This is a genomic window from Pseudomonas serbica, from assembly GCF_028823535.1.
Taxonomy (GTDB): domain Bacteria; phylum Pseudomonadota; class Gammaproteobacteria; order Pseudomonadales; family Pseudomonadaceae; genus Aquipseudomonas; species Aquipseudomonas serbica.
The window spans coordinates 23,627-48,496 of sequence record NZ_JAQIYM010000020.1; the positions used below are offsets into that span (position 1 = coordinate 23,627).

At 58.6% G+C, this 24,870-nt stretch carries 26 protein-coding genes; 16 read left to right on the forward strand and 10 right to left on the reverse strand.

All coding sequences use genetic code 11. The features are described from left to right. Window positions 1–101: 101 nt before the first annotated feature. On the reverse strand, window positions 102–374 hold the full coding sequence (locus tag NQL71_RS26690; protein WP_046819995.1) for a DUF1652 domain-containing protein: 273 nt from the start codon (window positions 372–374) through the stop codon (window positions 102–104). 301 nt (window positions 375–675) lie between these two features. On the opposite strand from NQL71_RS26690, the gene eco reads away from it, so the two are divergent. Next, the gene (eco, locus tag NQL71_RS26695) at window positions 676–1,158 is read left to right on the forward strand and encodes a serine protease inhibitor ecotin (protein WP_274643626.1); all 483 of its coding nucleotides are present in this window, start codon (window positions 676–678) and stop codon (window positions 1,156–1,158) included. Between the two features lie 43 nt (window positions 1,159–1,201). On the opposite strand, the gene ilvA is transcribed toward eco, so the two are convergent. The 3 genes from ilvA to NQL71_RS26710 all read right to left on the reverse strand — a co-directional run bounded on the left by ilvA (window position 1,202) and on the right by NQL71_RS26710 (window position 3,995). Continuing rightward, window positions 1,202–2,215, reverse strand: coding sequence for a threonine ammonia-lyase, biosynthetic (ilvA, locus tag NQL71_RS26700; RefSeq protein WP_274643627.1), 1,014 nt, complete (start codon window positions 2,213–2,215; stop codon window positions 1,202–1,204). Window positions 2,216–2,474: 259 nt separating this feature from the next. Then, entirely contained in the window at window positions 2,475–3,623 is a 1,149-nt protein-coding gene (locus tag NQL71_RS26705; RefSeq protein WP_274643628.1) for a PQQ-dependent sugar dehydrogenase, read from the reverse strand. A gap of 45 nt (window positions 3,624–3,668) precedes the next feature. Then, window positions 3,669–3,995 (reverse strand): hypothetical protein, encoded by a 327-nt coding sequence (locus tag NQL71_RS26710; RefSeq protein WP_046819998.1) that lies wholly within the window; start codon window positions 3,993–3,995, stop codon window positions 3,669–3,671. 197 nt (window positions 3,996–4,192) lie between these two features. Here NQL71_RS26710 and ku point away from each other — a divergent pair, with 197 nt between their 5' ends. Then, window positions 4,193–5,053, forward strand: coding sequence for a non-homologous end joining protein Ku (gene ku / locus NQL71_RS26715; RefSeq protein WP_166619500.1), 861 nt, complete (start codon window positions 4,193–4,195; stop codon window positions 5,051–5,053). 90 nt (window positions 5,054–5,143) lie between these two features. Here the strand turns inward: ku and lpxO are convergent, their stop codons facing one another. Beyond that, window positions 5,144–6,043 (reverse strand): lipid A hydroxylase LpxO, encoded by a 900-nt coding sequence (gene lpxO / locus NQL71_RS26720; protein ID WP_046820000.1) that lies wholly within the window; start codon window positions 6,041–6,043, stop codon window positions 5,144–5,146. Between the two features lie 491 nt (window positions 6,044–6,534). On the opposite strand from lpxO, the gene NQL71_RS26725 reads away from it, so the two are divergent. Together NQL71_RS26725 and NQL71_RS26730 are read left to right on the forward strand one after the other, a co-directional pair. After that, window positions 6,535–8,121 (forward strand): ABC-F family ATPase, encoded by a 1,587-nt coding sequence (locus tag NQL71_RS26725; protein WP_274643629.1) that lies wholly within the window; start codon window positions 6,535–6,537, stop codon window positions 8,119–8,121. A gap of 279 nt (window positions 8,122–8,400) precedes the next feature. Beyond that, the gene (locus NQL71_RS26730; RefSeq protein ID WP_166619501.1) at window positions 8,401–9,588 is read left to right on the forward strand and encodes an MFS transporter; all 1,188 of its coding nucleotides are present in this window, start codon (window positions 8,401–8,403) and stop codon (window positions 9,586–9,588) included. Window positions 9,589–9,612: 24 nt separating this feature from the next. Here the strand turns inward: NQL71_RS26730 and NQL71_RS26735 are convergent, their stop codons facing one another. Continuing rightward, the gene (locus NQL71_RS26735; RefSeq protein WP_166619502.1) at window positions 9,613–10,650 is read right to left on the reverse strand and encodes an alpha/beta hydrolase family protein; all 1,038 of its coding nucleotides are present in this window, start codon (window positions 10,648–10,650) and stop codon (window positions 9,613–9,615) included. A gap of 181 nt (window positions 10,651–10,831) precedes the next feature. Then, on the reverse strand, window positions 10,832–11,443 hold the full coding sequence (locus NQL71_RS26740) for an FMN-dependent NADH-azoreductase (RefSeq protein WP_046820004.1): 612 nt from the start codon (window positions 11,441–11,443) through the stop codon (window positions 10,832–10,834). Between the two features lie 129 nt (window positions 11,444–11,572). On the opposite strand from NQL71_RS26740, the gene NQL71_RS26745 reads away from it, so the two are divergent. Together NQL71_RS26745 and NQL71_RS26750 are read left to right on the forward strand one after the other, a co-directional pair. Continuing rightward, window positions 11,573–12,481 carry a LysR substrate-binding domain-containing protein gene (locus tag NQL71_RS26745; RefSeq protein WP_274643630.1) on the forward strand — a complete coding sequence of 303 codons (909 nt, stop codon included), beginning with the start codon at window positions 11,573–11,575 and terminating at the stop codon, window positions 12,479–12,481. Beyond that, the gene (locus NQL71_RS26750; protein ID WP_274643631.1) at window positions 12,478–12,837 is read left to right on the forward strand and encodes an MmcQ/YjbR family DNA-binding protein; all 360 of its coding nucleotides are present in this window, start codon (window positions 12,478–12,480) and stop codon (window positions 12,835–12,837) included. The genes NQL71_RS26745 and NQL71_RS26750 overlap by 4 nt, the downstream gene beginning before the upstream one ends. Here the strand turns inward: NQL71_RS26750 and NQL71_RS26755 are convergent, their stop codons facing one another. Together NQL71_RS26755 and NQL71_RS26760 are read right to left on the reverse strand one after the other, a co-directional pair. Next, window positions 12,838–13,266 carry a DUF1294 domain-containing protein gene (locus NQL71_RS26755; RefSeq protein ID WP_046820007.1) on the reverse strand — a complete coding sequence of 143 codons (429 nt, stop codon included), beginning with the start codon at window positions 13,264–13,266 and terminating at the stop codon, window positions 12,838–12,840. After that, window positions 13,263–14,093, reverse strand: a complete 831-nt coding sequence (locus NQL71_RS26760; RefSeq protein WP_046820008.1) for an undecaprenyl-diphosphate phosphatase — start codon at window positions 14,091–14,093, stop codon at window positions 13,263–13,265. Before NQL71_RS26760 ends, NQL71_RS26755 begins: the two co-directional genes overlap by 4 nt. 276 nt (window positions 14,094–14,369) lie before the next feature. Here NQL71_RS26760 and pnuC point away from each other — a divergent pair, with 276 nt between their 5' ends. From pnuC to fapF, 8 genes are all read left to right on the forward strand, one after another. Then, the gene (gene pnuC, locus NQL71_RS26765) at window positions 14,370–14,933 is read left to right on the forward strand and encodes a nicotinamide riboside transporter PnuC (protein ID WP_046820009.1); all 564 of its coding nucleotides are present in this window, start codon (window positions 14,370–14,372) and stop codon (window positions 14,931–14,933) included. Further along, window positions 14,930–15,454 carry an AAA family ATPase gene (locus NQL71_RS26770; RefSeq protein ID WP_046820010.1) on the forward strand — a complete coding sequence of 175 codons (525 nt, stop codon included), beginning with the start codon at window positions 14,930–14,932 and terminating at the stop codon, window positions 15,452–15,454. The genes pnuC and NQL71_RS26770 overlap by 4 nt, the downstream gene beginning before the upstream one ends. 332 nt (window positions 15,455–15,786) lie before the next feature. Further along, entirely contained in the window at window positions 15,787–16,224 is a 438-nt protein-coding gene (gene fapA, locus NQL71_RS26775) for a functional amyloid chaperone FapA (RefSeq protein ID WP_080957113.1), read from the forward strand. A gap of 1 nt (window position 16,225) precedes the next feature. Further along, on the forward strand, window positions 16,226–16,798 hold the full coding sequence (gene fapB, locus NQL71_RS26780) for a fibril amyloid subunit FapB (RefSeq protein ID WP_046820012.1): 573 nt from the start codon (window positions 16,226–16,228) through the stop codon (window positions 16,796–16,798). Window positions 16,799–16,849: 51 nt separating this feature from the next. Continuing rightward, window positions 16,850–18,364 carry an amyloid-like fimbrin subunit FapC gene (fapC, locus tag NQL71_RS26785; RefSeq protein WP_077183313.1) on the forward strand — a complete coding sequence of 505 codons (1,515 nt, stop codon included), beginning with the start codon at window positions 16,850–16,852 and terminating at the stop codon, window positions 18,362–18,364. Window positions 18,365–18,425: 61 nt separating this feature from the next. Next, window positions 18,426–19,106: a fibril amyloid maturation endopeptidase FapD gene (gene fapD, locus NQL71_RS26790; protein ID WP_046820014.1), complete on the forward strand. Its 681-nt coding sequence runs from the start codon at window positions 18,426–18,428 to the stop codon at window positions 19,104–19,106. 48 nt (window positions 19,107–19,154) lie between these two features. Further along, entirely contained in the window at window positions 19,155–19,901 is a 747-nt protein-coding gene (gene fapE, locus NQL71_RS26795; RefSeq protein ID WP_274643632.1) for a fibril amyloid subunit FapE, read from the forward strand. 46 nt (window positions 19,902–19,947) lie between these two features. After that, window positions 19,948–21,228 (forward strand): fibril amyloid transporter FapF, encoded by a 1,281-nt coding sequence (gene fapF, locus NQL71_RS26800; protein WP_274643633.1) that lies wholly within the window; start codon window positions 19,948–19,950, stop codon window positions 21,226–21,228. A gap of 57 nt (window positions 21,229–21,285) precedes the next feature. Here the strand turns inward: fapF and NQL71_RS26805 are convergent, their stop codons facing one another. Continuing rightward, window positions 21,286–22,611, reverse strand: coding sequence for a sigma-54 dependent transcriptional regulator (locus NQL71_RS26805; protein ID WP_046820017.1), 1,326 nt, complete (start codon window positions 22,609–22,611; stop codon window positions 21,286–21,288). A 342-nt stretch (window positions 22,612–22,953) separates the two neighbouring features. On the opposite strand from NQL71_RS26805, the gene NQL71_RS26810 reads away from it, so the two are divergent. After that, window positions 22,954–23,220, forward strand: coding sequence for a hypothetical protein (locus tag NQL71_RS26810; protein ID WP_166619508.1), 267 nt, complete (start codon window positions 22,954–22,956; stop codon window positions 23,218–23,220). A gap of 283 nt (window positions 23,221–23,503) precedes the next feature. Beyond that, window positions 23,504–24,793, forward strand: a complete 1,290-nt coding sequence (locus tag NQL71_RS26815) for a hypothetical protein (RefSeq protein WP_274643634.1) — start codon at window positions 23,504–23,506, stop codon at window positions 24,791–24,793. The last annotated feature ends 77 nt before the right edge of the window (window positions 24,794–24,870 follow it).

Sequence of the window (24,870 nt, forward strand, 5' to 3'; positions counted from 1 at the left end):
GAAGGATGAATTTGCACCCTGCGGTAGTGGTGGGGAACGCCAGGCGCTGGGCCTGGCGTTTTCCAGACCCGGCGCAAATCGGCAAAAACTCAATCAACAACCTAAAGCGCTTTGCGCATCCCTTGGCTGTGCCCGGGTTCCGTGTAGTGGTTCTGAAGATCGGAACGTAAGACAGCTATCAGTTCGTTGATCTCCCGACAGCCATTGAGTTGTTGGGCGTCGATTCCGGTTTTTAATAGATCGAGTTGATCGGTTTCACCATCGGCAAAGACTTTTACCGTCATGGACAAGTCCGGCGATAGCGTGCATTGGCAGCGTTTTGGTAGAAAACTGCTTTCAATGATGTTGCGAAGTTCCAGGGCAGAAAGAAACATGGCGACCCTCCGTTGTGAGACTGCCAATTAACTATCGACGCTGACTCATATGAAACCCGGTCAGCTTAAGAACAGCTACAGCATAAAACATGCCTTGAATTTCGCTGTGCAGCTCATCGGTAAATCAAGGGCTTATTGTAAGGTCTCGTAAAATCGGTCGTGCAAACTGCAAAAAGGGCGTCCGGCGGCCCTGCAATTTGCACGCAGGGTCGAAGAATTTGCATTGGCCCCTGACGCCGCCGAGAATGGCGGCCAAGCCGATCCAGTATCCGCTCACCCCTCACATTCGCAAGGAGGCATCATGGGTTCATCGACCATCAGTACCACCGTCGGGCTGATTGCTATCACGTTGTCCAGCATCGCCCAGGCAGCAAAACTCGAAGACGTCGCACCCTTTCCGAAACCCGACAGTGGTTTCACCCGCCAGGTCATTCACCTCGCCCCGCAAGCCCGTGAAGACAATTTCCAGGTCGAGATCCTGGCCGGCAAGACCCTGGCTGTCGATTGCAATCGCCAACGCCTGGGCGGCATTCTCGAAGAGAAGAACCTCGAAGGTTGGGGTTATCCGTTCTACCGCCTGGAAAAAGTCATCGGCCCCATGAGCACACTCATGGCCTGCCCCGATGGCAAGAGCACCCAGGATTTCGTACCGGTGGTGGGCGACGGTTTCCTGCTGCGCTACAACAGCAAACTGCCGATCGTGCTCTACGTGCCAAAGGATATTGAGGTGCGCTACCGGATCTGGTCGGCGTCGAACAAGGTCGAGAAAGCCGTCGCGGAATAACCGTTTAACGGATTTGTAGCCTTCGGTTACCCGCCGACAGGTTCTATGCCGGGGTGCCGTATAAAGCGGCGCGCTCGGCGACATGGCGCAAACTGTCGAAATTGATATTGGCACCCGACTCGATAGCCACGAAGGTTTGGCCACGGACATTGTTTTTCGCCACGTACTTCTTGATTCCAGCCACCGCCAATGCACCGGAAGGTTCGGCGATCGAGCGAGTATCGTCATAGATATTCTTGATGGCAGCACACAGTTCGTCGTTGCTGACGGTCAGCACCTCATCGACGCAAAACCGGCACACCTCAAAACCATGGGAGCCGATCTGTGCGACCGCTACCCCATCGGCGAAAGTTCCGACGCTGGCCAGGATGACGCGCTGATCCGCCTCCAGTGCCGCCTGCAAGCAAGCGGAATGTTCCGACTCGACGCCGATGATGCGCACTTGCGGCCGCAGGTATTTGACGTACGCCGCGATGCCGGCGATCAGACCGCCGCCGCCCACCGGTACAAAGATCGCATCCAGCGGGCCCTGGTGCTGACGCAGGATCTCCATGGCCACGGTGCCCTGTCCCGCAATCACATCGGGGTCGTCGAAGGGCGATACAAAGGTCTTCCCGGTTTGTTCCGCCAGATCCAGCGCATAGGCCAGGGCAAAGGGAAAACTCGCGCCGTGCAGCCGCGCATCCGCGCCACGGCTGCGCACCCCGAGCACCTTCAACTCCGGCGTGCTGGCGGGCATCACTATCGTCGCTTCAATGCCCAGTTCACGCGCCGCCAACGCCACGCCCTGGGCGTGATTGCCCGCCGAAGCCGTCACTACGCCTCGCGCCTGTTGATCAGGGCTCAGTTGTACCAGCTTGTTGTAGGCACCACGGATCTTGAACGAAAAAGTCGGTTGCAGATCTTCGCGTTTGAGCAGGATTTGATTGCCCAAGGCCACAGACAGCGCCGGCGAGGGTTGCAAGGGGGTGCGCACCGCCAGTTCATAGACCGGCGCGGCAAGGATTTTCCTGACGTAATGTTCAAGCAGATTTTGTTGGGCGGGCACACAGGTCATGATCGTCTCCTGACATTGATCAGAGCCCTGAGACAGAAAATGAAAACCCGCCTCTTGGGCGGGTTGGGTGCTGCAGTCGTGAGCTAGCCCGCCAAATAAGGAATGGCGGTAATAATGCTTGGCTGGCAGCGCAATACGGTGGAAGTCATGCCTGGAAAATAGCCGGGCGTTGGTGGCAAGTCAATGGTTCGAATCCGCGATAGCCATCGCGAGCCAATCTCGTACACATTTGATCTCGGTCGAATGCGAGCAATGCACTTTACTTCAATCCGACCCTGTACAACCCTCCATCCGCCTCATCGGTCAAGACATACAAATACCCATCCGGCCCCTGCCGCACATCGCGGATACGCTTGTCGAGTTCGCCCAGCAAGCGTTCTTCATGAACCACCTTGTCGCCGTCGAATTTCAGCCGAATCAGCTCCCGGGTGACCAGCGCGCCAATGAACGCGTTGTGTTGCCAGGCCTTGAAGCGATCACCGTCGTAGAATGCCAGGCCGCTCAAACCAGGGGACTTCTCCCAGACATGGTGCGGCCCGACGGTGCCTTCGGCGGTCTTGCCGTTGGCTTCCGGGATCGGCTGGCCCGAGTAATTGATGCCGTGGGTGGCCAACGGCCAACCGTAGTTCTTGCCGCGTTCGATGATGTTGACCTCATCACCGCCCTGTGGCCCGTGTTCGTTTTCCCAGAGCGTGCCGGTCCAGGGGTTGAGCGCCGCGCCTTGCGGGTTACGCACGCCGAAGGCCCATATTTCCGGGCGCACGCCGGCCTGCCCGACGAAGGGGTTGTCGTCGGGCACCTTGCCGTCCGGGTAGATCCTGACGACCTTGCCCTGCAACTTGTCGAGGTCCTGGGCAGTGGGCCGGTCGTTGTTTTCCCCCAGGGTTACGAACAGATAGCCGTCGCGGTCGAAGACAAGCCGCGATCCAAAATGGTTGCCGACCGAGAGTTTGGGCTCCTGGCGGAAAATCACCCGGAAATCCTTCAGCGTCGTCAGGTCCTCGGACAGCCGCCCGCGACCGACCGCGGTACCGGCCTTGCCACCCTGACCACCACCTTCGGCATACGACAGGTAGATCAACCGGTCTTGCCTGAAGTCGGGTGACAGTGCCACATCCAGCAAGCCGCCCTGCCCCTTGGACCAGACCTTGGGCACGCCGTTGAGCGGCGCAGACAATTTGCCTTCGGCCGTTACCACCCGCAGGTTGCCCGGGCGCTCAGTGACCAACATTCCATGGCTGTCCGGTAGAAAAGCCAATGCCCAGGGGTGCTCCAGTCCTGTGGCGATCGGCTTGACCTCAAGGGTGCCCTGTTCGCTTTGCATATCCTGAGTCGCCGCCAGGGCTGGGGCGCTGAAGGCTAACAAGGTGCTGGCACAGAAAGCGGCCAGGAGGGTTTTATGCAACATGCACGATTCCTTTTGTCATGGGATACAGGACAGTTGTCCTGAAATTCAGGGACTGCGCGGCGCTGGATTAGGGATGAACTTCGGCGCGCTGGCGGGGGCCGAGCCCTGTGGATAGCGATTGCCTATGCCGCCATTGTCGAGGGTGGGCGTGCGTGGTACCGGCACAGTGTTCGGTCCGCGAATGGCCGGGGCACTGGGCTGCGTACCCTGCATGCTGTTCGGATTGGCACGGCGGATCGGGCTGTTGTAGGGGTTGTTGTTGGTGCTGCCCGGAAGGTTTTGCGCCACTTGCAACGCGATGCCTGCCTGGGCCGCATGACCGAGTACGCCGCCCAATGCCAGCACGAAAAGGCCAGTTACGTATCGGTTCATGGGCAAGCCTCTCGACGTGTGCGTGATGAATAGAGTCTTCGATAGCACGCTACGCCTGAGGTTCGGATTTGTTAACCCAAACCTTCCACGCAAGATGTAACACGAAGTTGAAGCACGGCCAGGACCGGACCGCAGGCCGCTGAAACTTTTGCGCGAGGTCCAAGGTCACCTGAACATCACTTTCGGGGAAGACCACCATGGCACGGGCAATCTGGAAAGGCGCGATCAGTTTCGGGCTGGTGCATATTCCCGTGGCGCTGGTCTCGGCGACGTCCTCCCAAGGGGTGGATTTCGACTGGCTGGACAGCCGCAGCATGGACCCGGTGGGTTATAAGCGCGTCAACAAGGTGACCGGCAAGGAAGTCACCAAAGAGCACATCGTCAAAGGTGTGCAGTATGAAAAAGGTCGCTATGTGGTGCTCAGTGAAGAAGAGATCCGCTCGGCCCATCCCCTGTCGACCCAGACCATCGATATCTTCGCCTTTGTCGACAGCGAGCAGATCCCGCTGCAGAACATCGACACGCCCTACTACCTGGCGCCGGATAAACGCGGTGGCAAGGTCTATGCCCTGTTGCGCGAAACCCTGACCAAGACCCACAAAGTTGCGCTGGCCCGCGTGGTGCTGCACACCCGCCAGTACCTGGCGGCCGTGATGCCGCTGGAGTCGGCCATGGTCCTTGTAAAACTGCGCTGGCCGGCGGAGGTCCGCAGCCTGGACGAACTGGCACTGGGCCCCGACGTGACCAAGGCCGAGCTGTCCAAGGGCGAACTGGACATGGCCAAGCGCCTGGTGCAGGACATGAGTGTCGATTGGTCGCCGGACGATTACCGGGACGAATTCGAAGACAAGATCATGGCCCTGGTGGACAAGAAAGCCCATGAAGGCAAGATCGAGGATGTTGAAACGGCCACGGGTGAAGAGGAGCGCAAGACTGCTGATGTTATTGATTTGACCGAGTTGCTCAAACGTAGTTTGGGGGGCAAGGCGGCGACCAAGGCGCCTGCCAAGCCTAAGTCGACGACCAAACCGGCCGCGAGGAAGAAAGTCAGCAAGTGATGGGTTGAATGCTCAGACCCCATCGCTGGCACCTACAGGTTTGTGACGATCGCAAGTCCCGTAGGAACTGGCTTGCCAGCGAAGGCGTACTCAGACCAGGACAAAAATCGCCAGCAACCCACCAAAAAACGCCCACTTCTGCAGGTAATACAGCTTGCGATTGCGCTTTTTCAGCGCCTTGCCGTGCAGGCGAACCTTGTAGATCCTGCCGAACAGCCGGTTGATGCCCCCGGTCCTGTCGCCCGCCTCGTTCGGCGCACCGGCAGCCGACATCACGTTGCGGCTGAACCAGCTATTGAACGCGGCCGCCCAGCGGTATTTCATCGGGCGCTCGACATCGCAGAACAGGATGATGCGATTCTGCTCGGTGGTGTTTTGCGCGTAATGAATGAATGTCTCGTCGAATATCACCGCTTCACCATCGCGCCAGTGATAGTTCTCGCCATCGACGTTGATGTAGCAACCGGCGTCATTGGGCGTTTCCAGGCCCAGGTGGTACCGGTAGGAACCGGCATACGGATCGCGATGGCGAACCAGTTTCGAGCCCGGCGGCAGCTCGGCAAACATCGCCGCCTTGATCGAGCCGATACCCTGCACCAGTTCGGTGGTGCGCGGGCAGAGTTTCATGGCCGAGGGGTGACTGTCGCCGTACCACTTCAGGTAAAAACGCTTCCAGCCGGTCTTGAAGAAGGAGTTGAAGCCGACGTCGTCGTAATCGTTGGAGCGCTTGATCTCCCCCGCTTTCAGCAGGTTCTGGCCTTCGGCGCGAATTTCTGCCCAGTGGGTCTGCAGCGGCGTCAGGTCGGGAAAGTCCGCCGGGTTGAGAAACGGCTTGTTGGGGATCTTCGAGAACAGATAAAGGAAGCAATTGATCGGCGCCAGGAACGTCGAGTGGTCGCTCAGTTGGCGCGCCAGCTTGTGGCGTACGCGACCGCGCAGGTGGACATAGGCGATGGAGACTACATAGACAGCAGCAATGATGAGTTTCACGGAAATCGTCACACGTCAGAGGTGAACAAACTGCGCCCCTGGCACTAACGGCCTGTGGAGCTTGTGCAGCGTCTGAAAACCAGTCAGCGGGCCGGGTGACCCGTCCTTGAGCCGATGCCAACGTTTGGCATCAAATGAAAGACGGCATTTTAGCCATCGTCTTTAATCAATTGTTAGCCTGCAAATGTGAAAATCTGTCCGTTGATGCAGACAATGCGTCGGTGCGGCCTTATTGCCCTATCGTTTAAAGAGCCAGACCAGTACAATCGCCGCCAAACTTTACGCGCCCCCCTTGGTTGATGACGGGATGATCCCGGCCTCAGCGCACGTCGACTCGGGCCAAGCGCTCCACATGCTGCTGTCCACTTATTGCCAGATGGATCTTCCGCTTCTGACCGGGATGCATTTCCCGTGATCCGAATGACGGAAACGGGTACTGATTCGGTACTGCCGCAACCCTAGCTACTCTGAATGCTTCGCAGGAAAAACCTTTGATTTCTACAGCTAACATCACGATGCAGTTCGGCGCCAAGCCGCTATTCGAAAACGTGTCGGTCAAATTCGGCGCGGGCAACCGCTACGGCCTGATCGGCGCCAACGGTTGCGGCAAGTCGACCTTCATGAAAATCCTCGGTAGCGACCTTGATCCCTCCGGCGGCCAGGTCATGCTGGAACCGAATGTGCGCCTGGGTAAATTGCGCCAGGACCAGTTCGCCTACGAAGAATTCACCGTAATCGACACCGTGATCATGGGTCACGAAGAGCTGTGGAGGGTCAAGGCCGAACGCGATCGCATCTACTCGCTGCCAGAAATGACCGAAGAAGATGGCATGGCCGTGGCCGAGCTGGAAACCGAATTCGCCGAAATGGACGGTTACACCGCGGAGTCCCGTGCTGGCGAACTGTTGCTCGGCCTGGGTATTGGCATCGAGCAGCATTTCGGCCCGATGAGCGAAGTTTCCCCAGGCTGGAAACTGCGCGTATTGCTGGCCCAGGCGCTGTTTTCCGATCCGGAAGTGCTGCTGCTCGACGAGCCGACCAACCACCTGGATATCAACACCATCCGCTGGCTGGAAAACGTTCTGACCCAGCGTTCCAGCTTGATGATCATCATCTCTCACGACCGTCACTTCCTGAACAGCGTATGCACCCACATGGCTGACCTGGATTACGGCGAGCTGCGCCTGTTCCCGGGCAACTACGATGAGTACATGACCGTGGCGACCCAGTCCCGCGAGCAACTGCTGTCGGACAACGCCAAGAAGAAAGCCCAGATTTCGGAACTGCAGTCTTTCGTCAGCCGCTTCTCGGCCAACGCCTCGAAAGCCAAGCAGGCTACTTCCCGCGCCAAGGCGATCGACAAAATCCAGCTGGCCGAGGTCAAGCCTTCGAGCCGCGTGAGTCCGTTTATCCGTTTCGAGCAAAACAAGAAGCTGCACCGCCAGGCGGTCATCGTCGAGCGCATGGCCAAAGGCTTCGACGGCAAGACGCTGTTCAAGGATTTCAGCTTCCAGGTTGAAGCCGGCGAACGCGTGGCGATCATCGGCCCGAACGGGATCGGCAAGACCACCCTGTTGCGCACCCTGGTCAACGAACTGACCCCGGATGCCGGTAGCGTCAAGTGGACCGACGCCGCTGAGTTGGGCTACTACGCTCAGGATCATGCGCACGACTTCGAAGACGACGTGACCCTGTTCGACTGGATGGGTCAGTGGACCCAGGGCGAGCAGATGATTCGCGGTACCTTGGGCCGCATGCTGTTTTCCAACGACGAGATCCTCAAGTCGGTCAAGGTCATCTCCGGTGGTGAGCAAGGTCGCATGCTGTTCGGCAAGCTGATCCTGCAGAAGCCGAACGTGCTGGTGATGGACGAACCGACCAACCACCTGGACATGGAATCCATCGAGGCACTGAACCTGGCGCTGGAAAACTACCCGGGCACGCTGATCTTCGTCAGCCACGACCGAGAATTCGTGTCGTCCCTGGCTACCCGCATCATCGAGTTGAGCCCGAACGGCGTGACCGACTTCAGCGGCACCTATGACGATTACCTGCGTAGCCAGGGTGTGGTGTTCTAAAAACTGCTATTAGTTTTTAGCTGCAAGCTGCAACTTAAAGCCCTGTCCTTTGTGACGGGGCTTTTTGCATTCCGGCTCATGATTTTCTGTGGTGTCGAGACCATCGCGAGCAGGCTCGCTCCCACATTTGGAACGCTTTCCCCTGTGGGAGCGAGCCTGCTCGCGATGAGGCCTTCAGGAACGAAGAGAATATCCATGCAAATTAGTTAGCCTGCTTCCTTTTATCCCACGGCCACGCCATCATGAAGCTCTCCCACCGCTGCCCGCGAACGAGCCCCCATGTCTGCGCAAGAACAGCCACCGCAAAGCTCCATGGCGATCACCTTGCAGATCGTTTCCATCGTTTTCTATACCTTCGTCGCCTTCCTCTGCATCGGCCTGCCGATTGCGGTGCTGCCGGGGTATGTCCATGAACAATTGGGGTTCAGCGCCGTTGTCGCCGGGCTGACCATTGGCTCGCAATATCTGGCCACCCTCCTCAGCCGGCCCATGGCCGGGCGCATGTCCGACAACATCGGCACCAAGCGCGCAATCATCTATGGCCTGGCGGGGATCGTCTTGAGCGGCGGGCTGACCTTGTTGTCGACCTTGCTGCAAGGCTTCCCATTGATCAGCCTGCTGGTCCTGATCGCCGGACGCTTGTTGTTGGGCATCGCCCAAGGGCTGATCGGAGTCGGCACCATCAGTTGGTGCATGGGCCAGGTAGGCGCCGAACACACCGCGCGCTCGATCTCATGGAACGGCATCGCCTCTTATGGCGCGATTGCCATCGGGGCGCCACTGGGGGTGGTGATGGTCGGTCAACTGGGGTTTGCCAGCCTGGGTATCGCCCTGTCGGCGCTGGCGCTGTTGGCTTTGCTGCTGATTCGCAACAAACCGTCGGTGCCGGTGGTGCGCGGTGAGCGACTGCCGTTCTGGGCGGTGTTCGGGCGGATCGCACCCTTCGGTGCCAGCCTGAGCCTGGCTTCGATCGGCTACGGCACCCTCACCACCTTCATCACGCTTTATTACGTCAATCGTGGCTGGAGCGGCGCTGCGTATTGCCTGACGGTGTTCGGGATGTGCTTCATCCTGGCCCGATTGCTGTTCATTTCCAGCATCAGCCGTTTTGGCGGTTTCACTTGCGCCGTTGCCTGCATGTCCATCGAAACCATTGGCCTGGTGCTGTTGTGGTTGGCGCCTTCGACCGGTTATGCCTTGATCGGTGCCGGCCTGACCGGTTTCGGTTTGTCGCTGGTGTATCCAGCCCTGGGCGTCGAGGCGATCAAGCAGGTGCCCAATTCCAGTCGCGGCGCGGGCCTGAGCGCTTATGCGGTGTTTTTTGACCTGGCGCTGGCAATCGCCGGTCCATTGATGGGCGCGGTGGCGTTGAACCTGGGGTACGCGTGGATCTTCTTCAGTGCGGCGTTGTTGTCGGTGTGTGCGCTGGGCCTGACACTGCTTCTCAAACACCGCGCAATGACCTGACTCCTACAGGGCTGGGTGCGATGTTCATTGATCGGCGGTCTGCATCCCAGCGCGCGTGGGCTTGCCCAAGGTACGAGAGAAGAAGCGCCCGGCTTCGGCGATCAAGTTACGATGAATATCGGCGCGATCGACCCCCTCGGCATCGGTGCACAGGGCCGGCGTGATGACGATCTGTTCGTCATTGCACGGTGCCATGAATACGAAGTGCCCGGCCCCGGCGAGCAGCTTGAAGTCGGGGGCGACGGGCAGCTTGCGCGCAAGGGCCGATGCATTCTTGTCGGGGGCCACCAGCTTGTCGCCATCGCCGCTGTAAAGCAGGACCGGAACATGCACATCGGCCAGGGTATGACGGCCAAACTTCAGGCTCAGCGGCGCCATCAGCAGCAATGCATGGACCCGCGGGTCGGCCACCGGTTGCAAATCATCGCGGTCGACGATCAGTTCACCCTGGGTATTGCAGGCATCATGGTCGTCGGGACGTTCCTGGCAATAACGGCGCAAACGGTCCAGGTCCGGGGTCGCGCCAGACAGTATCAACGCTGTCTCGCCCCCTGCCGAATAACCGATGACCCCAACCTGTTCGGCGTTGACGAAGGGTGCGAGCATGGGATCGCCCAGCGTCGCGGTAATGGCTTCGGAAATCTGGATCGGTCGTCCGTAAAGATTGCTCAAGGTACCCAGACGGCTGTGGTCCCTGGAGTTGTCACCCGGATGAATCACCGCCACCACCACAAACCCCTTGCGAGCCAGCGACGTGGCCAGGTCGTGCAGGGCCAGCGGAGTGCCGGTGTTGCCATGGGACAGCATCAACATCGGAAAGCGGCCGATGGCCACTTTGGTGTCTTCCCCAGCTTCGACGCTGTAGCCCTCAAGCGTGCTGGAGTGTTCCTTTGCGCTCGAGGGATAGAAGGCAATGGCGCGCATCGGTTGCAGATCGAGCGGATCGAGAAAGCTCATTTCATGAAAGCCGACGCTCCAATGCGGATGCGGCGCAGGCGCGGCGTGCACTGAATTCAGGCTGGCGAGCAGACAGATCAGCAATGCTGCACAAAGACGCACCATGGGATGCCCCACCTTGCTACCGGAACGGAGACGTTAAGCCTCGACTGCATAACTCAGGCCAGAATTGCAACAGCAGCTTGCAACAGACAGAAACAAAAAACTCTGTATCTATCACTTGCGTGATCAGAATACAGAGTTTTTTGGGAATTGCCTGCAGCGCTGGCGGGTCTTTATGCAGGCCTTACGCGGCGGCGAACAGTTGCTCGCTGATTTGCGCCTGGGCATCGCTCATGGCTTTGCCGCGTACTTCATCACCGTAGGCAAGACCGTGGGCGCGAACGAATTCGATGTCGGTGATGCCAATGAAACCGAACAGCACCTTCAAGTAATCCTCGTGGGCCACACCAGTTGCCTGACCGGCATGCAGGCCACCGGAAGTCGAGACGATTACAACTTTCTTGCCGCCGCACAGGCCTTCAGGGCCGGCTTCGGTGTAGCGGAATGTCTGGCCGGCAACGGCGATGCGGTCGATCCAGGCTTTCAATTGGGTCGGGATAGTGAAGTTGTACATGGGCGCGGCAATGACCACGGCATCGGCGGCGAGGAACTCAGCCAGGGTCGATGCGCTCAGCTCGGCTTCGTGCTGTTGGGCGGCGTCGCGCAGCTCAGCGGTGGTTCCAGCTGCAACCAGAGTCGTCGAGGAAAAGTGGCTGATGGCGTCGGCAGCCAGGTCGCGGTAAGTCACCACGGCGGACGGCTCAGCGGCTTGCCAGGCTTTGACGACTTCGCCGCTCAACAGACGGGAAGCCGAGTTGTCACCAAGAATGCTCGAATCGATATGCAGCAGTTTCATGTGGGAACTCCAAGTGAGGATCGCCAGAAGCGATCTGATGGAAACAATCCTACAGACGAAACCAATAGCTGATTAGTCTGCAACAATGCGATAGTTTGTCCCACTGATGGAACGATTGAGGGCACACCCATGCAAGACCTGAACGACCTCTATTACTTCGCCAAAGTCGTGGAGGCCGGTGGCTTCGCGGCCGCCGGGCGTTTGCTGGGGATTCCCAAGTCGCGACTGTCACGGCGCATTGCCGAGCTTGAAGAGCGCCTCGGCGCACGGCTCCTGCAACGCACCACGCGCCAGCTGAAACTCACCGCCGTCGGCGAACGTTATCTGCGCCACTGCCAGGCCATGTTGCTGGAAGCGGAAATGGCTGACGAAGCCGTGGCCAGCATGTCCAGCGAGCCTCGGGGGCGTTTGCGGGTTTCTTCCCCGGTCGGCCTGGCCCATGAAATGCTGCCGGGGGTGATCAGCAACTTCCTGGAGAAGTACCCGCAAGTACAGCTGGAGGTGATGCTGGTCAATCGCCGCGTCGACCTGGTGACCGAAGGCGTGGACGTCGCCTTGCGCGTACGCGAGCCGGGCGATGAAGACCCGCTGCTGGTGACCCGCCGTCTGCGTCAGGCGCAAATGCTCATGGTCGCCAGCCCCGCGTTCCTCCAGGGACTGGACATCAATCACCCCGATGACCTGAAAAACCTGCCCGTACTCGGCGCCCTCGAACCCGATCGCCTGGTGCACATTGGCCTGGTCGATCGCCAGGGCAAGAAACACGAACTGGCCCTTGAAGCACGACTGGGTATCGACGACTTCATCGTGCGCAAGACCTGCACCCTCGCCGGCCAGGGTTTTACCATGTTGCCTATGATGTATTGCGAGCAGGAACTGGCCAACGGCTCACTGGTACAGTTACTGCCCGAATGGACGTTGCCCGGGGGCTGGCTGCAGGCCGTCTACCCCCATCGACGCGGGGTGATGCCGGCCGTGCGCGCCTGGCTCGACCATCTGATCGAAACATTCAATGCCTGTGGGGATCGATTGATATGAAGGCAGGACGCATGAGCGAGGCCGACGTGGCGGCTTTTTGCCTGGCATTGCCGGGTGCCCGGGAAGACTACAAATGGGGTGGCGTGCGGGTGTTTTCGATTGCCGGAAACAAGATGTTCGCCTTGCAGAACCTGCGCGGCGATTCGTTGGCGTTCAAGGTCGACAAGGACCTGTTTCTCGGTCACTGCGACCGCCTGGGCATTCATCCGGCGCCTTATCTGGCGCGGGCCCAATGGATCATCATGGCCACGCCCTACCCGCTTGGCGCCGAGGAACTGCAAGGCTTGCTGCGGCGCTCCCATCAGCTTGTAGTCGGTAGACTGCCCAAGCGCACCCAAGTGGGGCTGTTGCTCTGATCAGAACAGGGTGAACAGCTGCGCACCGAGGAACAACCGGTCGATCCAGAACACCTGATGCAGTAGCACGATGATCCAGAACACCAGTTGAAAGGACAGCTTGCGCGTCTTGTGCCGAAACACTTGCTGCGCGAGCAAGGCGCCCGGCCAGCCGCCAGCGAACTCAAGCGCATGCAGGACGTTTTCCGGGATACGCCATTGATCGGCGCGCGCCTTGTGCTTGTCGCGCCAGTACAGCAGGAACGCCAGCACGCTGACAATGCCGTAGGCCGCCAGGGGAATCAACGAAACCCCGTGCAGCCACAACGACATCGAACCGGACAACGGCAGCGCGCACAACATCACGAACACCAGCAGTTTCAGGCGCCGATGGCGGATACCCGCGCCGGTTTGGCGTCCGACGTTGTTGCGCGCGCTGGTTTCGTTCATGGCTTGACGGCGGTCCAGTCGACCCAACCGAACTGCCAGGTCGCGAGGATCAGCAGGCCGAAGGCAATACGGTACCAGGCGAACGCCGCATAGCTGTGGCTGGCGATGAACTTGAGCAAGCCCCTGACCGCGATCATCGCGAAAATGAACGCCGTAACGAAGCCGAGGGCAAACACCGGTAGGTCAGCCGGCACGAACAGGTCGCGGTACTTGTAGCCCGAGTACACCGCCGCGCCGACCATGGTCGGCATGGCCAGGAAAAAGGAAAACTCGGTAGCAGTCTTGCGCGACAGGCCGAACAACAAGCCGCCAATGATCGTCGAGCCGGAGCGCGAGGTGCCTGGAATCATCGCCAGGCACTGGGCCAGGCCAACTTTCAAAGCATCTTTCCAGGTCATGTCATCGACACTTTCGGCATGCACTTCATGCTGACGCTTTTCCGCCCACAACATGATGATCCCGCCCACCACCAATGCCGTGGCCACGGTGATCGGGTTGAACAGGTAGTGGTGAATCAGATCGGCGAAAATCACCCCCAATATCACCGCTGGAAAGAAAGCAATCAGCAGGTTGGCGGTAAAGCGCCGGGCACTGGGCTGCGTCGGCAAGCCGACGACCACGTCGAAGATCTTGCGGCGAAATTCCCAGACCACCGCCAGGATGGCGCCGAGCTGGATAATGATGTTGAACGCCATGGCCCGCTCGCCACCGAAGTCGAGCAAGTCGGCGACAATAATCTGGTGTCCGGTACTGGAAATGGGCAAGAACTCCGTCAGCCCTTCTACAACGCCAAGAATCAAAGCCTGAAAGGCCGTCCAAAGATCCATCAATCCCCCAAAAGGCTATGCGTCGACGCATGCCCCATTCATTTATTTATTGCCGTTTACTGTAATCAGCGTCGTTAAGTCCCGCGTGCGCAAGCCTACGCAAAAAACGTTAAGCGTTTCGTGAAAAATCAGTTGGATTTCAGGTTTTTGCGTGCGGGGACGAAATGCTAGCAGACTGGTTCGATTTGCGCTGCGGCGTCGTTGGTACCGAGGCAAGCCTGTTCGCCATAATCCGGTTACAATCCGCCCCCTCTTCGATTTTCCCAAGGAACCTGCATGTCCGGGCTTGAACTGTTTGCCGCCACCCTCGGCGTCATTGCCGTCTGGTTGACGGTCAAACAGAACCCCTGGTGCTGGCCGATCGGCCTGGTCATGGTGCTGATCTACAGCTGGATCTTTTACGAGGTCAAGCTGTATTCGGACATGTTGCTGCAAGTGATCTATGCCGCTCTGCAGCTTTACGGCTGGTGGCAGTGGACCCGCGCAGGCCAGGCACATCATGGGCGCGAAGTCAGCCGGCTGGAGGCGCCCGCGGTGGCGTTGGGACTGGCTATCGGCGCGCTCGGCAGTCTATTGCTGGGCGCCGCCATGGCGCACTGGACCGACGCTGCGCAACCCTGGCTAGATGCCGCCCTCACGGCCTTCAGCCTGGTGGCGCAATGGTGGATGGCGCAAAAGCGCCTGCAGTGCTGGCCGCTGTGGATCGTCCTTGACTGCGTGTTCGTCGGCCTCTTCCTCTATAAAGGAATGTACCTGACCGCTGCCCTGTATGGCCTGTTCACCTTGCTGGCCATTCAAGGCTGGCGCACATGGCGCAGCGATCCGGTGCTTTGCCCATGAAGGTGTTGGTATTGGCAGGACCTGAATCGAGCGGTAAAAGCTGGATTTCGAACGAGATTCACGCCAACTTCGGCGGCATATTGGTCGGCGAGTACGTCCGGCATTTTATCGAAAAGGAAGCCCGAGTAACCTGCTACGAAGACATCACGCCAATAGCAGTTGGCCAGCTGTCTTGGGAAGATCAGGCCCGGGCCCAACAGCCGCCCCTGTTGATCCTCGATACGCACCTGTTAAGCAATATCCTGTGGAGCCGTACCTTGTTTGGCGCTTGCCCGGTGTGGATCGAGCAGGCACTGCGGGAACGGCACTATGACCTGCATCTGCTGTTAAGCCCGGAAACCGTGGCTTGGCATGACGACGGGCAGCGTTGCCAACCGAACCTGGCAGAGCGCCAGGCGTTTTTCCAGGCCAGCCGCCAGTGGCTTGACCTGCATAAACAGCCTTACCAGCTGGTACAAGGTGACTGGAAACAGCGTAGGGACGCGGCATTCGAAGCTGTAACTCGCTTGCTCAACGCCTGACGGGACGGCCCCGCCCTGCCGAAAATGTCCACTCCTGAAACACCCTTCCCGACGCAAAACCGCGAGCTAAAGCGGTTTGAGCATTTTTACCAGAAATTGTTAAGCCACTGATACAACTTGCCTTAAACGCCCTCAGCAAGCAATGCCGCCAGCAAAGACGGCACTTTTGCGCGTTCCTGTCTCAGTGACTTTACAAAGTGTTTTTCATCACCTCAACAATTAAAGCCAAGCCACTGTTATCAAAAGAAAAACAAAAACCGGCACAGCTTCTGCTCTCTTCCTTCGCAACGCTGATAAGGGCCAGCGTTCCACTTACAGAAGGAATTGCCGCCGTGGGGAAATTTCATAACAACATCCAAAGTCTCCTGCTGGTCGGATGTGCACTGAGCTCAATGGCCTGCCTGCCTGTTCAAGCGGATAACGGCATTATCATCATCAAGCGCGATGTCCAGGTGCGCAATGCAACGATTCCGCCGCTCGTTCCCGATCCCAACCCCACGACTGTCAACGCCAACCCGTCCAGGCAGATCCTCGCTCAAACCAACGAGTTGAGCGACGGTGACTTTGCCGGTGTCGCCAGTGGTGCAGGCATCTCGCGCATGGTCACGCAAAACACCAATAACCTGGGCGGCAACATCAGCACTCAGAACCAGCTTTCCAACCTCCCCGCCGGGCGGTCGGGCAATTCCGGCAGCGGCATTGCCAACATGGTCAACTCCAACGTCCAGCAGGGCCTGGGCGCCCTCAGAATCCTGACGGGAGACCGTTGAGATGAATCGTACGCTGCTGATGATCGCCATGTTTTGCAGTGCTTCGACCTTCGCCCAATCCCCCGTCATCGATAACGCCACCATCGACAATTCGGGCGCGCAGTACCAAGGCAACGTCGGGGTCAACCAGGCGGCCGGCGATTTGCAGCAACAGGCGAACGCCAGGGCCTTCGCCATTGGCCGTGACGCCAGCGCGACCACGGATATTCGCCAACGGTTGCGCACCATTGTCGATCCCAGGATCGATGCCCACGCCAGCATTCAAGGCGACTCCTTCAGCCATGGCAATGGCGCATTGGGCGTCAACCAGAGTGCGGGTGCCAGCAACCAGCAAGCCAATGCGCTGCGCATAAGCACCAGTGAGCAGCCGCAAAGTATCGACGACAGCGTCCTCATGCAACAGAACGTGACGCTGCTCTACAACTCCGATCCATCTGACTCTGCACCCGGCTATCGCCAGGTCACTACCAGTGACCAGGCTTTCACCGGTAGCCGTGGGGTGATTCAGGTGAATCAGAGCGCCGGGGTGGGAAACCGAATGGCCAATACCCTGAGCGTACGGGTCGTGGATTGACCCAAATAGGTAAAAACAACACTTAACCTAAAATAAGTACGGAGAATCACCATGAAACCTTCGATGGCATTAAAGCCTCTGGTTTTCGCAATTGCTGCGGTCATGGCTGTTGCTGTACAAGCTGGGCAAAACGATAGGCGTGGTAACCATCACAATGGTGGCCACCACACCCCTCCTGCAAAAATGGTCCCTATCAGCGCGACTGCCGACGCGCGCGATAGACAAAGCAGTACCGGCAACCGCATCTGGAATGAAGGGGTAGAAAACTCGGCCGAGATGAGCAGTTCGGCCGCAGGCGCAAGCGGCAACGTCGGCGTCAACGTGGCGGCAGGTTCCGGCAACCAGCAAGACAACGCCGCTGCCATCGCCAACGCAGCCTCCGACAATGCCGCGATCGATAACAGCTTTGTGTTCGGCATGGCCACTGCCACCGCTGACGTAAGGCAAACCAGCAACCGTAACCGCGTCGACAACTTCGGCGTAACCAACTCTGCCGTGATGAGTGGATCCGCCGACGGCAGCAGCGGTAACGTGGGTATCAACATTGCTGGTGGCGATCTGAACCAACAGAAAAACACCATGGCCATTGCCAATACCAATGCTCCACTCGGTAGCGCAAGAGCCACCGCCTCCGCCAATCAAGACGGTCCTGGCCTGACAGTGAACAACACCGCTGACCGGACCTATCGCGTAGATACCATTACGGTTACCAAAACCGCCACCGGTAGTTTCTCTCGCGACAAGTCCTTCGAAGCCAGCGGCAGTCAAAGCAACTCTTCGAGCTGGGCTGCAGCCGGATCCAGGAGCTCCGACGCCAGTGGTTCGTTCAGTGCTGATATCAGCGGTTCCAACAGCAGCAGTGCCAGTGGTTCCAACAGCAGCGCTTCAAGCGGTTCCAACAGCAGCAATGCCAGCGGTTCCCACAGCAGTACTGCAAGCGGTTCCAACAGCGCCAGTGCAAGCGGCTCTTCGAGTGCTTCTCTGAATGCCTCCCTGGGCGCAACGCTGGACGCTTCTGCAGCGGCTTCGAATTCCACCACCGTCAATTTTGGCTTTGGTGATCGCACCCGCAGCAGCAGTTCCGACGCATCGCTTAACGCTTCGCTTGATGCAACGCTTGACGTAGCGGTTAACAAGTCGTTCGACGTAACGCGCGATTCCTCGTATGACCGTTCGCGCGATTCCTCGTATGACCATTCGCGCGACTCTTCGTATGACCGTTCGCACGAATCTTCGTACGATAAGTCTCGCGAATCGGCGTTCGACAAATCGTTCGATAGCTCGTACGAGAAGTCGACCGCGTCCTCGTACGACAAATCGGGCAGCAAGTCGTCCGAATCTGCGTACGACAAAGCGAAAAGCTTCAGTGAAAGCAGCTCTTATGATTTGAGCAACACCTACTCTTATCAAGTGCTGACTCCAACTGGCTGGGCCAACCCTGTAACCAACACTGCAACCTTGAGCGGTTCGGTGAACGGCGGCAGCGGCAACCTGGGCGTCAACGTGGCGGCAGGTGTGGGCAACCAACAAAGCAACTCGTTGGCCATCTCCAACCAATCGTTCTAATGCTGTCTGTGGAGGCCCCCTTCCGGGGGCCTTTTTCAACCCGACCAGAAGGCGTCCTACCATGCGCATTATCGCCTTGGCATTTTTGCTTTGCGTGGCCAGTGTGATCGAGGCGGCACAACTGCCGCTGTCCGTCCTGCCGGGCGGAGGGTTGGTGTACAAGCCGATCCAGAGCGTACGCGAGCGCAAATTTGCCGACCTGGTGCAACAGAAAACCGACTTCAGTTGCGGCGCCGCAGCGCTGGCGACCATCTTGCGCCAGGCCTATTGGCTGGACGTAGACGAAGAACAGATCATCGAAGGCATGCTGTCACACTCCGACCAGGATCTGGTCCGCGTCCAGGGCTTCTCCATGCTCGACATGAAGCGCTACGTGGAAAGTATCGGCATGCGCGCCCGTGGCTACCGGGTAGCGACGGAAACCCTGAGCGATATCAAGATCCCGGTGGTGGTGCTCCTGGACATCCGTGGCTACAAGCATTTTGTGGTCATGCAAAGGGTCCAGAACGGCTGGGTATACATCGGAGACCCGGTCCTGGGGCATAAACGCTACAAGGTCGATGACTTTGTCAAAGGCTGGAACGGCATCATCTTTGCCGTCATCGGCCAAGGCTACGACAAGACCAATGCATTGCTCGACCCGCCACTGCCACTGTCCGCCAAGAACCGCGTCAACGCCTTCAGCCCGGTGCAGGACGCAGATTTGATGGATTTCGGATTTATCCAGAGCGACTTCTTCTAATAACGCTTTTTATAAAAAATAACGAGCACGAAGCTCCGGGAGTATCCAATGAAGACTCCAATCTGGCTGGTCGTGGTTTGCCTGGCCGCCAGCCTGCCGACCCATGCGGAACTATTGAAACCCATCGAACTGAACGACCATGAACTGGCCAGCCTGCGCGGTCGTTATGTGATGCCGGGGCGGATCATCAGTTTTGGCATTGCCATGACCAGCACCTGGCAAAATGCCAATGGTGAAGTGATCGGCGCGACGTCCTCGATGCAAATTCAGCAATCGACCATCAAGCCACAGTTCTACGTGACGATGATCGACGAAAAAGGCTATGGCTCGGCCCATAGTCAAAGCGCCGGCACCGGCAGTGTCACCGGTGGCGCCGGCCTCAACAGCACCGAAGGCGTCACCCAGGTCGTGCGGGCTGCCGGCGACAACAACAGTGCCTACAACAATGTGGACATCAACGTCTCCAAGGCCAACCAGGCGCCAGCCTCGCAACCGCAAGGCCAGGCCCTGGCCGCGGGCTCGACGCTGGTCGGTGCCAATGGCGCGGGCTCGCTCAGCGTTTCCTCGAGCGGTACGGGGGTGCAACTCAACATCCTGGCCAGCAACAACCAGGGCAGTACCGTGCAGCGCCTGGCCCAGGGGGGCTTGATGCAGAACACGACGTTGCTCGGCAGCAGCAACCAGGTCAGGAACCTCACGTCCTTGAATATCGTGCTGCGTGACAACGCGGCGACCGCTGGCTCCCTGAACGGCAACCTCGACCAACTCAAAGGTCTTCGCACTCAAGGATTCTGATCTACGCTGAGTCTCATCAAATGTAGTCAGAAGGGACGGCTAACCCATGCATCGAATGTTAACGATCAGAGCTATCGTCTGTTTGAGTAGCCTGGCCCCGGCTTCATTGCTTTACGCAGCACCGGACCCCCAGGTCGAAGCACTAAAACAAGAACTCATGGAGCTGAAACAGCGTTACGAAGCACAACAGAACGCGCTGATGGTCCTCGAGCAGCGCGTTCGACAAGTCGAAGAGGCACCGGCGACACCCGCTCCCAAACGCTTGACCAAATCTCCCGCCGAAACGCCCAAAGGTGGCCAGACGGTAGCTGCCGGCGCACCTGGCACCACGGGCAGTTCCTACGGGCAGTCGCTCAAGGACGACTCGGAACCGGCACAGAGCGTGTCCAACCTGTACGACGAAGCCAGCGGCTTCTTCGGTGGCGGCAAGTTCAGCGTGGAAACCGGCCTGACCTACACCCACTACGATACCCGTGCGTTGACGCTCAACGGCTTCCTCGCCCTGGACTCGATTTTCCTCGGCAACATCAACCTCGACCGCATCAAGGCGGATAACTGGACCCTCGACCTGACCGCCCGCTATAACATGGCGCAACGCTGGCAGTTCGACATCAACGTCCCCGTGGTGTATCGCGAATCCACCTATTCATCCGGTGGCGCCGGTGGCGCCGCCAATGGGGTTTCAGACGAAACCGTTACCCGCGACCCCACCATCGGCGATATCAACGTTGGCGTTGCCTACAAGTTCCTCGATGAATCGGTCAACCTGCCCGACGCGGTGGTGACCCTGCGCCTCAAGGCGCCGACCGGGGATGATCCCTACGGTATCAAGCTGGTGGAGGTTCCGGGCAACGACAACCTCGCGGTCCCCGAGGACTTGCCGACCGGCAACGGCGTCTGGGCGATCACCCCGGGTATCTCGCTGGTCAAGACCTTCGACCCGGCCGTGCTGTTCGGCAGCCTGGCCTACACCTACAACATGGAGGACTCTTTCAGCGACATCAGCCCTACGGTCAACACCAAGGTGCCCGGGGACGTGAAACTGGGCAATTCCTGGCAGGTCGGCGCCGGTATTGCGTTCGCCTTGAACGAGAAGATGAGTATGTCGTTCTCCTTCACCGACCAGTTCGCCCGCAAGAGCAAGATCAAGCCGGACGGCGGCGAATGGCAATCGATTTCCAACAGCGACTACAACTCGGCCAACTTCAACATCGGCATGACCCTGGCAGCCTCCGACAACCTGACAATCGTGCCCAACCTGGCCATCGGCCTGACCGACGACTCGCCGGACTTCTCCTTCAGCCTGAAATTCCCGTACTACTTCTGATCCACGACAAAGCCCCGTTGCGACTTTCATCGCAACGGGGCTTTGTTGATGTGGCGGTTAGCGGATCTGATGCTTGTGCAACAAACGGTAGAAGGTCGGCCTGGAGATGCCCAACACCTTGGCGGCAATGCTCAGGTTGTCGCTGTGGCGGTTAAGCACATCACACAAGGCCTGACGCTCTGCCCGGTGCTTGTAGTCTTCCAGCGTGCCCATCGGCGCGGCGATGGCATGATGGCTGATCAGCCCCAGGTCGCGCGCTTCGATCTGCCTGCCTTCGGCCAGGACCAGGCCGCGACGGACCCGGTTGGCCAGTTCACGAACATTGCCCGGCCAGTCATGTTTGCCCATGGCAATCAGGGCGTCTTCACTGAAACTGCGCGGACGGCGGCCGGTTTCATGGCTGTAGAAATGGGAAAAATGGTTGGCCAGCATTGACAGGTCGCCATTGCGCTCTCGCAGGGGCGAAGTCGCGACCTGCAATACGTTCAGGCGGTAATACAGATCTTCGCGAAAGCTTTTCTTCTCGATCGCCGCTTCAAGATCCACGTGGGTTGCCGCCAACACCCGCACATCCACCGGAATCGGCTGACTGCCGCCCACCCGCTCGATGTGTTTTTCCTGGAGAAACCGCAACAGGCTCGCCTGCAGCTCCAGGGGCAGATCACCGATCTCGTCGAGAAACAGTGTGCCACCGTTGGCCGCTTCGATCCGCCCGATCTTGCGCTGATGGGCGCCTGTAAAGGCCCCCTTCTCGTGGCCGAACAGTTCGGACTGGATCAGGTGCTCGGGAATCGCCCCGCAATTGATCGCGACAAAGGGTTTGCTGTGGCGCAAGGATTGCCGATGCAGCGTGCGGGCTACCAGTTCCTTGCCTGTGCCGCTTTCGCCACGAATCAACACTGGCGACTCGGTGGGCGCCAGCTTGCTTAAAAGCTTGCGCAATTCGCGTATAGGCTTGCTGTCGCCCAGCAGCTCGTGTTCGGGCTGGTCGATGTGAACCGTGCCCTGCCCGCGCAGGCGCGCCATGCCGAAGGCCCGGCCCAGCGTGACCTGGACCCTGGAGACGTCAAACGGCAAGGTATGAAAATCGAAAAACCACTCGCAGACAAAGTCCCCGACGTTCTGGAGTCGCAGGACATCCTGATTGAGCACGGCGATCCACTCGGTACCGCTGCGGCTGATCACTTCCTTGACCGTATCCGGATGTTCAAGGTGAAAGGGCTGCAGTCGTAACAGGCCCACGTCACAGCTCCGATCGGCGGCGTTGTCCAGCGAGCAGCTGTCAACATCCCAACCCACGGAACGTAATCCCGGCAACAGGCGATGGCAGTCGTCGCAGGGATCCACCACTAATAAACGTCTTGACGCAGGCGCTTCGTTCATGTGATTTCCTTGACGCCAAATTTTAGGATTTTTTATTAAAAACAGTCATTTGGCGGACCTGGCTGTAACATTAGCAAGAATTTGACAGGCGCTTGTACCGATTGACTATAGGCGTACTGCGCAATGAGTTATAAGAAACAGGTTTTTCCAGCGACCTGAGGTTTCTTTTCTTTCATTGAGCTTTCAACGCACCCCCGATTGACGCGGATATAAAAGAAAGTTGAAATTTCTTTTGATTGAGTGTGACCCGAACCCCGGTTGCGGGCATCAGTACAAGTACCAGCCGAACGGTAAGCCCAACCGACGGCCACTGACTTGATTGGGCCTATAGAGAGACGACCTATGAACGCCCCGCTCCGTGTCAACGAAGCTCTTCTGATTGCCGACCGTGCATTTCAACCATTCAAATGCGTAGCCTGGGCCCCGCAGGACGGGAATGGCGAACTGACACTGACCGTTATCGATCGCACCAGTAACAGCATTGGACGCAAGCAGATCCCGAGCAGCGCCTACAGCGATCCAGCGCAGCTTGAAAGCCTGCTGGAACAAGCCCGCGCCGAACTGAGCGAAGAAGGCTACACACTGCAATCGTGGTCGATGCCACAGTAATTGTGTTGCGGATTACTCCGGGGTAATCCGCGCCCTGCCCTTGTCCTAAGTTGGCGTTTTTTGCATGCCAGGTACACTTAAGACGGCTCCTTACATGAACTTCGACGCGTCCTGGATTCTTTGCTGGCTAGTCTTTGGTTCGAAAAGTCACTGTTGTGGCACACAACGACCCTCCACCTGTTACTTCTGACAGTTGTGCATTTAATCATTCAGGGATTGAATAATCTCTTGATAGTCGCCACCCCAACTTCTGGATCAGGACGACTCGCAAGGAGATGCGTGCATGTCAATCCAGTCCGCTTTGGCTTTCCCCGCAACAGTTCCTGATGCAGGAAAGCTTGACCCTACCTTCGCTGCCAAAGGCACCACCCAGGTGTATTTCTTCGGCAGCAGTTCAAGCCTGGCCAACGACATCGCGATCGATTCGCAGGGGCGACTGCTGGTGGCGGCAAAGGTCACCATGCCTGGCGGCAGCCGCTTTGGCCTGGCGCGTTTGCTGAAGGACGGCTCGGCGGATCTGGCCTTTGGCAAGCAGGGCAGCGTCATCGGGCAATTCGAACAGGGCTTTGAGGCAATGGGCGGCAAGGTGCGGGTGCTGGCCGACGGCAACATCCTGATCGCCGGCCTGCAATATGAAAGCGAACACCGCACGCTCCCCGCCCTGGCGCTGTTTGACCCGCAAGGCCAACCGGTCCAGCGTTTTGGCGACAATGGCCGCTGTGTGGTGCGTCTGCCAGGTAATTTGTCCCGGGGCATGCGTGATGTCTGGCTGCCCCCGGGCGTACCGGGCGCTGAGGCTTGCAGTGTCGACGTGCAGGAGGACGGTCGAATACTGCTGGTGGCCAACCATCACTTCGAGCTGGCCGATCATGCCGCCATGCTGATACGGCTGAATAACGATGGCTCATTGGACAGCGCCTTCAATGGCCGTGGCTTCGTGATGGTCAGGCACCTGCTGATGAATACCTGGCTCAGCAACGTGACAGTGCAACACGACGGTCGCATCCTGGTGGGTGGATCGATCAATTTCCCGCAAGAAGGCCTGGTGGCCAGGTATCACGCCGATGGCAGCCTCGACAACAGCTTTGCCCTGGATGGCTTCATGAGCTTCTCGGCGAACGGCCACGGTGCCCAGGTCAGTCAGATCGTCCAGCAGGACAATGGCGACATACTCTGTGTTGGCAGCAGCCGCGACCCCATGCGCTGTCTGGCCCTGAAACTGCACCTTAATGGTCGCCCGGACCATCACTGCAATGGCGGACAGGCGCAATTGCTGGAAATCGGCCACAGCGGCTGCCAATGGACCGCCGCCCAAGTACAACCGGACGGCAGCGTAATGACCGTCGGCGCCACCATTGGCGGCGTCGAAGCCGACTTTATATTGGGTCGATACCAGCCAGGCGGGCAACTTGATGGCGATTTTGGTAACGCCAGCGGATGGGTGCGCACCCGCCTGGGCCGCAGCCTCGACACGGCCACGTCAGTCGCCGTGCAGGACGATGGTAACGTCCTTGTAGGTGGCTATTCGCTGGACGGCAATTACCGGGCGATCGTCGCACGCTACCGGGTGTAATTCGACGGATTTCTCCTACGCTTGATCTTCTTTGCGGCTTACGGCAAGTTGCGCGCTTCTTAATACAAGGAGTAGCC